The following is a 12707-nucleotide window of genomic DNA, read 5'->3' as shown; positions in this document are numbered from 1 at the left end:
CGTTACACGTCCAGCAGCGGCTTGTGCCGGAGATGCCGCGCGAACACCTGCATGAACTGCGCGTCCACGCGCGCGCCCCATACGGCGAGCGAATGGCCGACGATCCAGAGCGCGATACCAGGAATCCACAGTTGCAGGCCCAACCCGACCGCGCCGGACAGCGTGCCGTTGGCAATCGCCACGGTGCGCGGGGCGCCGCCCATCAGGATCGGCTCGGTCAGCGAGCGATGCAGCGGCACCTCGAAGCCCGGCAGGTCGTTGGCCGTGCTCATACGACGGCCCCGCCGGAGAAGCTGAAGAACGACAGGAAGAAGCTCGATGCCGCGAACGCGATGGACAGGCCGAACACGATCTGGATCAGCTTGCGAAAGCCACCGCTGGTGTCGCCGAAAGCCAGCGCCAGGCCGGTCGAAATGATGATGAGCACTGCGACGATCTTGGCGACCGGCCCCTGGATCGAATCGAGAATAGATTGCAGCGGCGTTTCCCACGGCATCGACGAACCAGACGCCTTCGCCGTGCCGGCCGCCATCACCATGACGGCGGCCGACAGCAGACCGTGGTGCGCCGGCCGGGCCAGACGGCGCAGGCGTGCGAGGATGAAAACCGGATTTACGGAAAAACGGAAAGCAGCGGCGTGCATCTGCGTCATGGCAGTTCTCCAGCGTGGTCAGAGGATGGGAAGGACAGCGGCAGCTCGGGATGCGGCGGAGGTTCGAGCGCGTCCGCGAGGCGATAGCCCACGCCGTCGAAACCGATGACGCGGGCGATGCTCTCGATGCGGCGCTTGCGTCCGCGCCCGGCGATGTGGATGACGACGTTGACCGCCTCGGCGACGAGCGCGCGCGGCGGATTCACGGCCACTTCGAGAATCAGTTGTTCGAGGCGCAGCAGCGCGCCCACGGCCGAGCCGGCGTGAATCGTGGCGATCCCGCCGGGGTGGCCCGTGCCCCACACCTTGATGAGATCCAGCGCCTCGCCGCCACGTACCTCGCCAACGATCACGCGGTCAGGACGCAGGCGCATCGTGGCGCGCACCAGCTCGGTCATCGACACGACGCCCGCGCGCGTGCGCAGCGGGACGTGATCGCGTGCCGCGCATTGCAGCTCTACCGTGTCTTCGAGCACCAGCACGCGGTCGCCGGTGGCGGCGATCTCGGCGAGCAAGGCATTGGCGAGCGTGGTCTTGCCGGTGCTGGTGCCGCCGGCGATGAGGATGTTTTGCCGGTCGCGCACGGCGTCGCGCAGGAACGCCGCCTGTTCGGCGGTCATCATTCCGTCTGCGACGTAACGCTCCAGCGGAATGACACCGAACGCGCGCTTGCGCAGCGCGAAGGCCGGGCCGGGAGACGCCGGCGGCAGGATGCCCTCGAAGCGTTCGCCGGTTTCGGGCAGCTCGGCGGTCAGGAGCGGCTGGCCGCGATGCACTTCCGCACCGACGTGTGCGGCGACCAGGCGGATGATGCGTTCGCCATCGGCTTCGGACAGCTCCACGCCCAGCGGCGCGCGACCAGACGACAGCCGATCGACCCACAGGGAGCGATCGGGGTTGAGCATGATTTCCACCACGTCCGGGTCTTCGAGCGCGGCGGCGATAACCGGCCCCATCGCCGTGCGCAACATGCGGATGCGCCGGTCGAGCGAGGTGCTGGCGAAGGATTGGGGAACGGCGCTCATGAGGCACGCTCCGCATCACGTTCATGAGCTTCGGCCTGCGCCGCCGCATCGTCGAGCCGCGCAGCATCCGGGTTCAGTTCGTCCACCACGTCGCGCACGAGACTGCGCCCGCGCATCAAATGACGGCCGAGCTGTTCGACGAACTGCTCGAAGCGTGCCTTGCCCTGTGCGCGAGCCGCGTCCTGATGCGCTTCGGGAACCGGCGTGCTGACGGTCAGGAAGTAGCGGACGAACAGCGCCAGCGTCTCGATCTCGATGTTCTGGTCGCGCTCCAGTCGCTCGAACTGGCGCGTCAGCCGGTCGAGGCGCTTGGCGATGGCCGCCTCGCGCTGGTCGCCCGCATCGGGCGACAGCCAGGATGCGAGTGCCGCCGCGACGATGCTGGATTTGGAGACGCCTTTCTTCGTCGCCAGCTCGTCGAGGCGTTTGGCGTGCTCGCGCGGAATAAACAGGTTGAGGCGATACTGGCTCATAGCTCGATCCCGTCCTGTTGGTCGAGAGACGCCAGCCGGGCCGTGCGCTGCATGGCCGGATCGAGCTGGCGGGGGGAAGAAGGAAAAGCGGGCAACGGAAGGTCGTCGTCGTCATCGAGCAGCGCCAGGTCGGTGCCGGCGGCCTGCGGTTCGGGGCTGTATTCAGCGACCTCGGAGAGTTCCGGCTGCCGGCGCGGGCCACCGTCGTCGGCGGTGCCGGTGCCCGACAGGTCTGCGGCAACGGCTGGCGCAGCCTGCATGGCGGCAATCGCCAGCGCGCTCCAGTCGTCGGGGCGAGCCGGCGGCATGTCGGCGTAGCGCCCGGCGGTGAGCGCGGGCGGCGGCAGCACGCGGCGCCTGAAATTGGCGTCAGCGTAGTAGCGCAGCTTCTTCGCGCGGATCGGTGCCACGCTGGACACCATCACCACGGCGTCGTCGGGCGGGAGCTGCATCACTTCGCCCGGCGTCAGCAACGGGCGCGCGGTTTCCTGGCGCGACACCATCAGGTGCCCGAGCCACGGCGCGAGCCGGTGGCCGGCGTAGTTGCGCTGCGAACGCAGTTCGGTTGCGGTGCCGAGCGTTTCGGAAATGCGCTTGGCCGTGCGTTCGTCGTTGGTGGCGAATGTCACGCGCACATGGCAGTTGTCGAGGATGGAATGGTTCTGGCCGTAGGCTTTGTCGATCTGGTTGAGCGACTGCGCGATGAGAAAGCTGCGGATGCCGTAGCCCGCCATGAAGGCAAGCGCCGTCTCGAAAAAATCCAAACGCCCGAGCGCGGGGAACTCGTCGAGCATCAGCAGCAGCTTGTGACGGCGCTCGATGCCGTCGCTGCCATCGAGCGATTCGGTCAGGCGCCGGCCGATCTGGTTGAGGATCAGGCGCACCAGCGGCTTCGTGCGGCTGATGTCGGACGGCGGCACGACGAGGTACAGCGAGACGGGATGTTCGGATGCGATCAGGTCGGCGATGCGCCAGTCGCAGCGCGACGTGACTTCAGCCACGGTGGGATCACGGTACAGGCCGAGGAACGACATGGCCGTGGACAGCACGCCCGACCGTTCGTTGTCCGACTTGTTGAGCACTTCGCGCGCGGCCGACGCGACGACGGGATGTGGTGCATCGCCGAGATGTCGCGTCGTCATCATCCGGTGCAGCGTCAGCTCGAACGGGCATGCCGGATCGGACAGAAAGTTGGCGACGCCGCGCAGCGTCTTGTCTTCGCCTGCATAGAGCACATGCAGGATGGCGCCGACCAGCAGCGCGTGCGAGGTCTTCTCCCAGTGGTTGCGACGTTCGAGCGCGCCTTCTGGATCGACCAGAATGTCCGCGATGTTCTGCACGTCGCGTACTTCATGCGCGCCGCGCCGGACTTCGAGCAGCGGGTTGTACGCGGCCGATTTCGCATCGGTCGGGTTGAACAGCAGGCAATGCGAGAAGCGCGAGCGCCAGCCCGCAGTGATGCTCCAGTTCTCGCCCTTGATGTCGTGGATGACGGCGGACGCGGGCCAGCTCAACAGCGCCGGCACCACGAGGCCGACACCTTTGCCGGAGCGCGTCGGCGCGAAGGTCAGGACGTGTTCCGGGCCTTCATGGCGCAGGTACTGACCGCGATACAGGCCGAGGAACACGCCCGCAGGCTTGTCGAGTCCGGCCTTGTGAATGTCGGCGGCTTCGGCCCAGCGTGCCGAGCCGTAGGTCGTGACGAGCTTCGATTGCCGCGAGCGCCACACCGACATGGCGATGGCGACCAGCGCGGCAACCAGGCCACCGCTGCCCGCGATGGCACCGCCTATGCTGAAAATGTGCGGCGCATAGCCATCGAACAGGAACCACCACTCGAACAGTCGCCATGGGTGATAGACCGGCGTATCGAGAAAGTCGAACCACGGCGAGCCAAGGCGAAGCTGATAGCCCAGGGCAGCGGCTGTCCATTGTGTGGCAGTCCACACGCCGGCGAACGCGATGCCGAACACGACGGCAATCTGCCCGAACAGCACGCCTTGACCTTGCATCCCGGCCTCCGCTTTTTCCTGCGCGATACGCGGCACAAATGCGTGCCGCAGGTGCGAGGATTGGCGTCAGGTCAAGGGTCGGTCAAAGACCGTTATCGGCAGAAAGATCGAGGGAAAAGCAATATTTCACGCAGGGGCGAATGAATGAAAAACGCCGCAAGCGAAAGCGCGTTGCGGCGTATCGAGCTGGAAAACCGAAGTATTGTGTCGATCGACGATGATCAGAATTTCGGTGTGTCTTTCGGCGGGGTATAAGGTGTTTTGCCGTCGCCTAGAAAACGCCGGTTCGTCGCTTCGGCGACACGATTGCAAAGTTCGTCGCCAAGTGTGGCGCGATCCGTCCTGCACTGCTGGCGCAGTTCCTTCAAGTGCTCGGGATTAGCGACGAGAGAATCTACCGTTTCGGTCGGCTCGGATTTTTCGCAGGCGGTCAGTAGTGCAATGAGGAGAATCAGCATGATCGGTTTCATGACCCTATTCCTCCGTCGTGTCGGGATCAGATGGTACGGCGCCCTTCTTTTCCGAAAGTGATTCAAGATTGCTCACTCTCTCAATGAAACGGGCCAGCACCTGCGACGGCTCATTGTCGGAACGCAGCAGGTAGGTGGTGAGCACGGGAGTCTGTCCAGCCAGTGGCCGTGCGACGATGCCCGGTTCTCGGCTGGCTACAATCTGCGAGGCGCCCGCCAGACCCAAAGCAAAACCCGCTGACACCAAAGCCATCATCAGGTCGATGGATGCGACCCGTTCGGCAACGAGCGGCTCTCGATCCACTCGACGCAAAATGCGGTCAACCTGTCGGGCAAAGCCCTCGCAGGCTCGCGGGTCGCCAAGCACCAACGGGTAGCACAATACGTCTTGCAACGGCAGATGCTTATAGGCTAACAACGGATGCCGGGCAGGCACCGCCACCATTAGCGGATCGTCCCAAACGGGTTCGACGATGATTCCGTCGTCCACGTCATCCGATTGCGCAAACCCTATGTCATAGAGGTCGCCTTGCAGCCCTTTGATCTGATGTGCGAATGGGACTTCGGATAAGCGAATCTCAATCTCCGGTTCCTCCTGACGACACAACGCAAGGAAGGTGGAGAAACGCGAGGGCGTAATGCCGTCCGAAAGCGCAACTCGTAATTGACCGTGAAAACCGTTGGCAGCGGCTTTCACACTATCGCGTGCTTGCTGTAACGCGGTGAACACACGCGGCACATGCTCCACGAACAGCTTTCCTGCTCGGGTCAATCGTGTGCTGCGTGTTGTACGCACAAAAAGCTGCACACCGAGGTCTTCTTCCAGTTCTTTAATCGCTCTGGACAACGGCGATTGCTCAATGTGCAACTTCTCGGCTGCACGGGCGAAATGGAGTTCTTCGGCCACGGCCAGGAAGCAGCGTAGATGCCGAAGTTCCATTGTGCTTTACTCAACAGTTTCAGCACGCAAAGCTGCCGACATGGCCGACCTCGCACCAACTCGCTTCATATAGAAAGTCCAAAGGCCCGTGCCAACATCTTGCGCCACGCCCACTCCGGTAACACCCGCTTCATACGAAGCATTGGCACGGCATCTGTTGCCGCATAGCGCAGTCGATCGCCAGAATCGTTGGCGGCAGTCAGGATGACTTTGGCAACATCTTCGGGTGGGGCTGCGACCTGGGCACCCTTTGTCATCATCTCTCGCACTTTGTCGGCTGTGGGCGAATATGCAGGGTGGTTCGCCCACGGGTGAGTGAATCGGGTGCGTGCGCCACCTGGTTCGACCAGTTTGACGCGGATTCCGAACGGCCGAAGCTCATAGTGCAAAGACTCGGTCATACCCTCGACCGCAAATTTGCTCGCCGAATAGGGGGCGAGGAACGGAAGGCCGGCGCGGCCGGTAAGCGACGTGATGTTGATAATCAACCCGTGGCTGCGTGATCGCATGTGCGACGCTGCCACTTGGCACACGGCCGCAACGCCGATCACATTGACCTCGAAATGTTCGCGGAGCTGCATCAGGCTCACCCCCTCCAAGGGGCCGCCCAAGCCAATGCCTGCATTGTTCACCACAACGTCTATCGAACCGAAACGAGTTTCAGCCGCCTCGAAGGCCGCCGCAATGGTTCCAGTATCCGTAAGATCAAGGCGGACAGCCAAGAGGTTAGGATTGTCCGTCCCGCGCAAGATCGCTGCCGGGTCACGCGCAGTTGCGACGACGTTCCAGCCATCGGCAAGGAACACCCGTACTGCTGCCTCTCCGATGCCGCTGGACGTTCCGGTTATCAGTACCGTTTTTGTCATTTTTCTTATACCCATAGTCAGAACGGAAAACCCGTCGGGTTATACCGCCGCGATACGAAAACCGATGCGCGGGAAATGGACTACGACCGTTCCCGCGATAGGATCGTCGCGCTCGACTGCGACCTCATGCGTGGTGAGCGTCACCAGCTTGCCTCGGACAGGGACGCGACCGTAGTCGTCGGGCATCACTTCCACCAAGTCGCCTGCACCGAGGTTCATCGCGTCGGAGGTATCGACGCCCTTAGCCGGAACCGGCGTGCTTTGCCGTGCAACGGCATGGGCACCGTCGGCGTCAAGCGTGCCGCGCTCGCCGTGCCCGATGGCGGCTACCCGCTTTTCCCACTGCGCCATATGCGTGAAGGACTCAAACAGCCCGCCCGAATAGGGCAAATGCGCGCGGGCGGTCCATATTTCGACGTAAGCGTGAAAGTCGGCCAAGCCGGGTTCGTCGCCGAGCCAGAATTGGCGGCCATCGGAAAGCTGTTGTTCCACGAGGTCCGCATGGGCGCGCAGTTGCGTTGTCAGGTGCGGAATGTCGGCATCGAGCGTGTCCACGTTCATGAAGTCACCGAAATATGCCTTGCGGTCGCGCATCAGGTCCGCAGGAAACAAATGCTTGTTGAAGCCAATCGCAGAACCCGAGCTGGCGACGTGGAAGTCCCGATCGCTCCAAGCCGAGAGTGCGAGTGACAGTCCACGGTTCGCTCCGGGAAACAGCGTTGGCGTGGGATAGCGCGATTCCAGTTCGACCGCGATCAGCCTGGAATCGCAATAGATGTCCGCACCGATCTGCATCACGGGTGTCTTGCGATAGCCCCCCGTCAACGCCGTCAGTTTCGGCTTGGGGACAATCATTTCAGCATCGACAGCCTGCCAAGCCAGGCCCTTCAGACCGAAAATGAGTCGTAGCTTCTCCGCGAACGGCGAGGCGTCGAACTGGTGCAGGATGATGTTTGCCATCACTTTCTCCATAAAAGACCGTGGCACTCATTTATCGAGTACGCCAGCAAAGGTTCAGGCCGCAACGATCGCGGCCCACAGTGCATCCCAACCGAGCCGCTTATAGGCGTCGGCTTGCGAAGGGGTTTTTTCCGAAAGTTCCAGCACCATGCCAGCCACCGCGTCCATCAGGCCGCAGACGAAAACCTCGGGAAATTCACGCAATTCGCCCTTGCTGATGGCTCCTGCGATTATTCGGTCGAAGTCGGCAAAGATCTTGCGAATCTCCGCCCGCGTCTCGGTCGTCAGGACGGTCGACGCATTAAGTTGGCGAGATGCCTTGTACTTTTCCGGGCTCTTGAGCCCCCAAGCGATATAGCCGTCCCAAAACGGCCGCAGGCGAGCTTCCAGGTCGGCCTGTTCGTCCGGCTCTGGGTTGATGGCGGATCGGAGATCGGTGTTGATGTGTTGGTAGAGCTGATTCAGCAGTTCGTCCTTGGTAGGGAAATAGACGCATACGGTTCCGTCTGCGACACCAGCAGCCTTAGCGATCTTCACGATCGGTGCGCCCAAACCAACTTCCGCCACTGCGATCGTCGCAGCGTTCAGAATCGCCGTTCGTTTTTCGGGACTGAGCGGTCTAGCCATCACTTTCTTTAAATGAATGTATATTCATTCATTATATGACGCGAAAGTCAAAATTAGCAATGCGGTCTTTGTGCGGCCTCCGTGCCTACCAACGAGCCAAGACTTCAGCTTATGGTAGGTCCATGATGTTGACCAATGTCCCAAGACACGCTGCTGCCGCGTATGGTTACGGCGAGGTGCTGCCCCAACCGTTGTTCGATCACCGGCTTCCACGGCACCAGCGAGAAGCCCATGCCGTCATCAAGCATCGCGTAGTGCCCGCTGGCGAGCATGACGCTGCACCGGTAGATGCCGGCCACGCGCTGTCCGTCGGCCACGGGCCGATGCTCCAGCCTAGTTTCGGCGGCAATGTCCTTCGCGGCCTGCGCCAGCTCGCGCCCGCGCAGCGTCGCCAGCAGGTTGCGAGCAACGACGACGCGCTGCCCCCGATGTTCGGCCAATCCCTGTTCGGCCAGGAAGTCAGCGCGCTCGCGTAGCGCGTCCTTGACCTCGGCCCCAAAGCCCTTGTCGCCCAGCCCCTTGCCGCCGCCGATCAACTGCTGATCGAGCCAAGTGGCCCCGATTACGCGCGCCTGTCGTTCAATCGGCAAGTGCGATTTCAGCTCCACCGCTACGCCGCCGCCGAGCCGTTGCGCGTCGTACTGGCGGCCTCGTCCGGCCAGGTCGTCGGGGATACGCCAGACGCCTTCGGCCTCGCGCTCCACGATGCCGGCACGACGCAGGGCTTCGAGCCGACGCACATGCACGGCCACCACCTCGCGCGGGTCGCGGTCGGGCGTGGCCTGCCCCTGCGCCACCGCCAGGTGATGATCGGTGCGGTACACGCCATCGACGGCTAGCGCGGCGATGTTGTGATCAGCGGCGCGCACGTCGGCCGCGCCTTTCACCTCCACCACGGCGCCAGTCGGGTACTGCTCCAGCTCCGACCGCGGCGGTAGCGCGACGTAGTGGGCCTTGCCGTCGGTGCCATCGACGATCAAGTAGCCCTTGTCGTACAGCTCTTCGGCCAGCCCCTTGCCGGCCACCCGGCCGATCAGCGTGCGGCCGTCGTTGCCCGGCTCGAACACGGCCAGCTCGCGAGACTTGCCGCTCATGGCACGCTGCATGGTGCGGATGATGTCGCCGCGCTCGCCCATCGCCCGCAAGGTCGGTTCGACGTCGGCATGGACGGCCCATGCGCCGGGCTGCTGCTCGGTCGCCAACCCCATGCGCTGCAAGCGTTGCAGGCGGCCGACCAGCGCAGGCCGCTGGCTTTGCAGCCGGGGTTCGGCGAAGCGTTCGACGCGCACCAAGCCGTCATCGCCGGCCTCGCGCTGCAAAGTGCGATCCAACCCCGTCCATCGCTCCTGTTCCACCTCGCGCAGCATGGCGCGCTGCATCTCCAGCTCGGTGCGCGGCCCCAGCCATTCGGTTGCCAGCTCCGACGCCCGCCGGCGCATTCCTTCGGCGATGTAGTCGCGGGAAATGATGAGGTCTTTACCGGTGTCGTCCTTGCCGCGCAAGACGACGTGCGTGTGCGGGTTGTCGGTGTTCCAGTGATCGACGGCCACCCATTCCAGCCGCGTGCCCAGGTCGGCTTCCATGCGCGCTATCAGGTGCCGGGTGTAGGTGCGCAGGTCGTCGAGCTGTTCGGCGTCCTCCGGCGAGACGATGAACCGGAACTGGTGGCGGTCGCCTTCACCGCGTCCCTTGAACGCTTCGAGGTCGGCATCGTCGGTCGTCGGCCCGTAGGCTTGGCCCGGCCCGCCTTGACGATCGACGCCTTCGCGCTCGATGTAGCGTAGGTGCGCGGCGGTCGAACGCGGCCCAGCCTTCGCCAGATTTACCAGCCGGGCCTTGATCGTCACGCGCCGCGCGCTCGCCCCAAGTCCCTGCCCGGCGAAGCGCGCCGCGACGTGGCCGCGTCCCAGCCGGGAACCGGGGCGCTGGCCGACCTTGCCGGCTGCCTTGCCGAGCTTCGCGCCGGCCTTGTTGGCCTGCCGCAGTACCTTGTTGACGTAGGCATCGCCACGCTGCTTCGGCGCACCAGGCCGGACGCGGAATCGGTCATCGTCACGGCTGCTCATGGTGCAGTTCCATCCAAGGCCGGCGCAGTCCAGCGGACGCGGCACGCGGCTTCGCCAACGCCGATGCGGCGTTGCACACCTTCGCGGCACGCTGCCGCTCCCTGGCGCGTGCCGCGCCACCCCCATGTGCAGACAAGGTTTTCAAGCGGCCATGTGCCGCGACCTTTTATCTTGCCTTCCGCCTTTGCCCTTCGCTTTCGCTCCGGGCCTCGGCGTCCCGGCGGTGCTGCGCTGCTCGCAGCCAACACGCCGAGGAACGCAGCCACGGCCAAAGGCCGGGCGCGTTCAAGGCAAGATGCCTGCACGTGGGAAAACAGCGCCAGATGTTGCGCGAAGTGCGGCGCGGATGCGCTCGCACTGCACGCGCGACGACACGGCCAAGAGTGCAACATATGCCAGCGCAACGACACGCCGGACGACACGATGAGATGCACGGGAACGTGCAGCGAGTCGGTGGTCATCATCGGCCTGTCTCCAGCCAGAGCGGATACGCGACACCGATCACGGTGGCCGCACTGACCGGGCCGAAATAGCGGCTGTCGAACGACGCCGGATTGGTCGCGCTCAATAGGAACAGTTCGCCTGGTTCGAGGCGGCGGCACTGGTGCCACGATGGCAGCGGCCGACCCAGTCGGTCACTCAGCAACACGGCGGCCGCAGGCACGCCGTCGATACGGACAATGCCGCCAGCCATGCACACCTCCTGCGGTGACACGGCGCCCACACGCTTGAGCAGCGGAACGCGCGTCGGCAGGTAGCCACGCTGCGCAGCCAGTGCGGCGGCTTCAGCCGGCAGTGGGACAAGCACGATGCTATCCACGGACAACGGATGTGGCAGCGAGGCGGCCCGATGACTGAACGGTTCGATGCGATACCAGCCGACCGCCACACTGTCTGACGGGTTGTAGGTCAGGCGTGGCAGCGGCGACACGAACGCGGCCCAGGCCAGCGCAGCGAGGCCGGCAGCGGTAAAGCCCGTCAGCACGATGCGAGCGCGCAAGCGCGAGCGAGGATGCGGCGCGATGCTGGATGTGGAAAGCGTGGTCATGGCAACGCCCTCCCCCCCAGCCAGGCCGCATGTCGCTCGGCGGTGTATCCGGGTAGCGGCAAGCGCGCAGCAAGCCGGTTGCCGAGCGTGCGCCAGTACGCGAGCGACACGTCGGCTAGTGCGATGCCCAGCGCCTCGATGGCGTCAATCTGCGCAAACACAGCGCGGACAGCTGGTTCGCCTTCGGCCTGCAGCAGCAACCGCGCGCCGGGCAGCACGCCGGGGATGCGCTGCGCCTCATCCAGCGACGTGCAGGCGTGCATCACCATGAGTTCCCAGCGGATCGTGCCGTAGTCATTTGCCTGCCACCGGATGCGACAAAACACGGCCCCCGACAAGAACACGGCGACACGGCGCCAGCGGTCAAGCCGGACGATGCGTGACGGTTCACCGAAGCGCAGATAGAGGTCAATGCGCCGCTCGACGTAGGCGAGCGATACGCGGGTTAACGGCACGGTGCCGGCCCGTCTGCCGAGCACCGCAAGCGAAGGTGCATTCGCGTTGGTTGTGGCAGCCGTGGCCGCCGAAAGTTGTCCGTTCATTGGGAGTTCTCCGGAAACTCGCGTTCCAGCAGTGCGCGCAGCAGTTCGGCTACCGTCACGCCACGCGTGAAGGCAAACACCTTGATGCGCGCCCGCATGGCGGGCGTGATGTCGAGGGTCAGGCGCGCGGTGTAGAGGTCGCCCTTTTGCAAAGCATCGGCGTCGCCCTGGCGAATCCACGCCTCAGCGTGCGGATTCGCCGGCGGACGAGCGCCGATGCCGATGCGTTTGCCGCGCGTACTCGTCATGTCGGCCACCGCAGCAGTTCGTCGGTGAGTGCGGCGATCTCGCGCGCGGCGGCGCTGTCAGGCGCCGTCTCGCGGGCGAGCCGGCCGGCGGCAACGCTGTCAGCGAACACGATGCGCTGATGCACTTCCGAGCGCAGCGCCGGAAGCGGTTGTTCGGCAAGCGACTGCCGCGCTTCCCGGCCGATGATGGTGGTGCTGACGCGCCGGTTGATGACGAAGGCCGCGTGGAGCGCAGGCCGGAACACCTGCGCTTCGCGGATCAACGCCACCATCTCGGCACTGGCCCACAGGTCGTAAGGACTGGGCTGCACCGGGATCAGCACACGCTCGGCCGTCAGCAGCGCGGAGCGCGCCAAGGCGGCGATACGAGGTGGGCCGTCGATGATGACGTGATTGGCCCGCCTGGCGAGTTCTGGGGCCTCCTGGTGCAGCGTTTCGCGGGCCAGGCCCACGGCGCTGAACAGCCTGGGCAGACCTTGCTGACTTCTGCGCTGTGTCCAGTCCAGCGATGAACCCTGGGGATCGGCATCCAGCAGGATGACCGATTGCCCGCGCAGCGCCAGTTCGCCCGCGATGTGCGTGGCGAGCGTGGTCTTGCCTACGCCGCCTTTCTGATTGAGCAAGGCAACGATCATGGCGCGGCCCTCCGATCTGGAAAGCCAGCCTGTTTTTGCCCTGAAAACCGGAGTTGTTTTTGCTTTCGGGGTTGCTTCGGTTTTTGCCTTTCGGCAGTTGTCCACCGAAACGGCGCGCTTCTACTAAAAGTTAGAGAATTTAA

At 64.3% G+C, this 12707-nt stretch carries 17 protein-coding genes; 1 reads left to right on the top strand and 16 read right to left on the bottom strand.

From position 1 onward, the window contains the following. Positions 1-2: 2 nt before the first annotated feature. The 16 genes from ACJ7C5_RS17040 to parA form a co-directional block, all read right to left on the bottom strand. Positions 3-272, bottom strand: coding sequence for a VirB3 family type IV secretion system protein (locus tag ACJ7C5_RS17040; protein WP_054470432.1), 270 nt, complete (start codon positions 270-272; stop codon positions 3-5). Beyond that, positions 269-652 (bottom strand): TrbC/VirB2 family type IV secretion system protein, encoded by a 384-nt coding sequence (locus ACJ7C5_RS17035; protein WP_412704575.1) that lies wholly within the window; start codon positions 650-652, stop codon positions 269-271. Before ACJ7C5_RS17035 ends, ACJ7C5_RS17040 begins: the two co-directional genes overlap by 4 nt. After that, the gene (trbB, locus tag ACJ7C5_RS17030) at positions 649-1677 is read right to left on the bottom strand and encodes a P-type conjugative transfer ATPase TrbB (protein ID WP_412704574.1); all 1029 of its coding nucleotides are present in this window, start codon (positions 1675-1677) and stop codon (positions 649-651) included. Before trbB ends, ACJ7C5_RS17035 begins: the two co-directional genes overlap by 4 nt. Beyond that, positions 1674-2150 (bottom strand): CopG family transcriptional regulator, encoded by a 477-nt coding sequence (locus ACJ7C5_RS17025; protein ID WP_412704573.1) that lies wholly within the window; start codon positions 2148-2150, stop codon positions 1674-1676. The genes trbB and ACJ7C5_RS17025 overlap by 4 nt, the downstream gene beginning before the upstream one ends. Next, the gene (locus tag ACJ7C5_RS17020; RefSeq protein ID WP_485873433.1) at positions 2147-4198 is read right to left on the bottom strand and encodes a conjugal transfer protein TraG; all 2052 of its coding nucleotides are present in this window, start codon (positions 4196-4198) and stop codon (positions 2147-2149) included. Before ACJ7C5_RS17020 ends, ACJ7C5_RS17025 begins: the two co-directional genes overlap by 4 nt. Before the next feature lie 185 nt (positions 4199-4383). Then, positions 4384-4632: an EexN family lipoprotein gene (locus tag ACJ7C5_RS17015; protein WP_412704572.1), complete on the bottom strand. Its 249-nt coding sequence runs from the start codon at positions 4630-4632 to the stop codon at positions 4384-4386. Positions 4633-4636: 4 nt separating this feature from the next. Further along, a complete protein-coding gene (locus ACJ7C5_RS17010; RefSeq protein WP_485873432.1) occupies positions 4637-5539 on the bottom strand; it encodes a LysR family transcriptional regulator in 903 nt (300 codons plus the stop codon). Positions 5540-5637: 98 nt separating this feature from the next. Beyond that, positions 5638-6438 carry an SDR family oxidoreductase gene (locus ACJ7C5_RS17005; RefSeq protein WP_412704570.1) on the bottom strand — a complete coding sequence of 267 codons (801 nt, stop codon included), beginning with the start codon at positions 6436-6438 and terminating at the stop codon, positions 5638-5640. 39 nt (positions 6439-6477) lie between these two features. Next, a complete protein-coding gene (locus tag ACJ7C5_RS17000; RefSeq protein ID WP_412704569.1) occupies positions 6478-7398 on the bottom strand; it encodes a glutathione S-transferase family protein in 921 nt (306 codons plus the stop codon). Between the two features lie 54 nt (positions 7399-7452). Further along, positions 7453-8025 carry a TetR/AcrR family transcriptional regulator gene (locus ACJ7C5_RS16995; protein ID WP_412704568.1) on the bottom strand — a complete coding sequence of 191 codons (573 nt, stop codon included), beginning with the start codon at positions 8023-8025 and terminating at the stop codon, positions 7453-7455. 104 nt (positions 8026-8129) lie between these two features. Further along, complete coding sequence (locus ACJ7C5_RS16990; RefSeq protein ID WP_412704567.1) at positions 8130-10091, bottom strand: relaxase/mobilization nuclease domain-containing protein; 1962 nt, start codon at positions 10089-10091, stop codon at positions 8130-8132. Next, positions 10088-10555, bottom strand: a complete 468-nt coding sequence (locus ACJ7C5_RS16985) for a hypothetical protein (RefSeq protein WP_412704566.1) — start codon at positions 10553-10555, stop codon at positions 10088-10090. The genes ACJ7C5_RS16990 and ACJ7C5_RS16985 overlap by 4 nt, the downstream gene beginning before the upstream one ends. Beyond that, positions 10552-11139 (bottom strand): S26 family signal peptidase, encoded by a 588-nt coding sequence (locus ACJ7C5_RS16980; RefSeq protein WP_412704565.1) that lies wholly within the window; start codon positions 11137-11139, stop codon positions 10552-10554. Before ACJ7C5_RS16980 ends, ACJ7C5_RS16985 begins: the two co-directional genes overlap by 4 nt. Beyond that, positions 11136-11681, bottom strand: coding sequence for a DUF2840 domain-containing protein (locus ACJ7C5_RS16975; protein WP_412704564.1), 546 nt, complete (start codon positions 11679-11681; stop codon positions 11136-11138). The genes ACJ7C5_RS16980 and ACJ7C5_RS16975 overlap by 4 nt, the downstream gene beginning before the upstream one ends. After that, positions 11678-11929, bottom strand: a complete 252-nt coding sequence (locus ACJ7C5_RS16970; protein WP_412704563.1) for a chromosome partitioning protein ParB — start codon at positions 11927-11929, stop codon at positions 11678-11680. Before ACJ7C5_RS16970 ends, ACJ7C5_RS16975 begins: the two co-directional genes overlap by 4 nt. Then, positions 11926-12564, bottom strand: coding sequence for a ParA family partition ATPase (gene parA, locus ACJ7C5_RS16965; protein WP_412704562.1), 639 nt, complete (start codon positions 12562-12564; stop codon positions 11926-11928). Before parA ends, ACJ7C5_RS16970 begins: the two co-directional genes overlap by 4 nt. Here parA and ACJ7C5_RS16960 point away from each other — a divergent pair. Then, complete coding sequence (locus tag ACJ7C5_RS16960) at positions 12563-12691, top strand: hypothetical protein (protein ID WP_412704561.1); 129 nt, start codon at positions 12563-12565, stop codon at positions 12689-12691. The genes parA and ACJ7C5_RS16960 overlap by 2 nt on opposite strands. Positions 12692-12707 lie beyond the last annotated feature (16 nt).

Source organism: Nocardiopsis yanglingensis (assembly GCF_045809185.1).
Lineage (GTDB): Bacteria > Pseudomonadota > Gammaproteobacteria > Xanthomonadales > Xanthomonadaceae > Stenotrophomonas > Stenotrophomonas yanglingensis.
The sequence above is the reverse complement of the archived record's forward strand: the minus strand, read 5'-3'. Positions and strand labels throughout refer to the sequence as shown.

Bases quoted from the DNA above. Each gene is read 5' to 3' on its own strand.
- ACJ7C5_RS16995 (WP_412704568.1), bottom strand. From the start codon at position 8,025: ATGGCTAGACCGCTCAGTCCCGAAAAACGAACGGCGATTCTGAACGCT.
- ACJ7C5_RS16990 (WP_412704567.1), bottom strand. From the start codon at position 10,091: ATGAGCAGCCGTGACGATGACCGATTCCGCGTCCGGCCTGGTGCGCCG.
- ACJ7C5_RS17015 (WP_412704572.1), bottom strand. From the start codon at position 4,632: ATGAAACCGATCATGCTGATTCTCCTCATTGCACTACTGACCGCCTGC.
- trbB (WP_412704574.1), bottom strand. From the start codon at position 1,677: ATGAGCGCCGTTCCCCAATCCTTCGCCAGCACCTCGCTCGACCGGCGC.
- parA (WP_412704562.1), bottom strand. From the start codon at position 12,564: ATGATCGTTGCCTTGCTCAATCAGAAAGGCGGCGTAGGCAAGACCACG.
- ACJ7C5_RS17025 (WP_412704573.1), bottom strand. From the start codon at position 2,150: ATGAGCCAGTATCGCCTCAACCTGTTTATTCCGCGCGAGCACGCCAAA.
- ACJ7C5_RS17005 (WP_412704570.1), bottom strand. From the start codon at position 6,438: ATGACAAAAACGGTACTGATAACCGGAACGTCCAGCGGCATCGGAGAG.
- ACJ7C5_RS17040 (WP_054470432.1), bottom strand. From the start codon at position 272: ATGAGCACGGCCAACGACCTGCCGGGCTTCGAGGTGCCGCTGCATCGC.
- ACJ7C5_RS16970 (WP_412704563.1), bottom strand. From the start codon at position 11,929: ATGACGAGTACGCGCGGCAAACGCATCGGCATCGGCGCTCGTCCGCCG.
- ACJ7C5_RS16975 (WP_412704564.1), bottom strand. From the start codon at position 11,681: ATGAACGGACAACTTTCGGCGGCCACGGCTGCCACAACCAACGCGAAT.
- ACJ7C5_RS17000 (WP_412704569.1), bottom strand. From the start codon at position 7,398: ATGGCAAACATCATCCTGCACCAGTTCGACGCCTCGCCGTTCGCGGAG.
- ACJ7C5_RS16980 (WP_412704565.1), bottom strand. From the start codon at position 11,139: ATGACCACGCTTTCCACATCCAGCATCGCGCCGCATCCTCGCTCGCGC.
- ACJ7C5_RS17035 (WP_412704575.1), bottom strand. From the start codon at position 652: ATGACGCAGATGCACGCCGCTGCTTTCCGTTTTTCCGTAAATCCGGTT.
- ACJ7C5_RS16960 (WP_412704561.1), top strand. From the start codon at position 12,563: ATGGCGCGGCCCTCCGATCTGGAAAGCCAGCCTGTTTTTGCCCTGAAA.
- ACJ7C5_RS16985 (WP_412704566.1), bottom strand. From the start codon at position 10,555: ATGATGACCACCGACTCGCTGCACGTTCCCGTGCATCTCATCGTGTCG.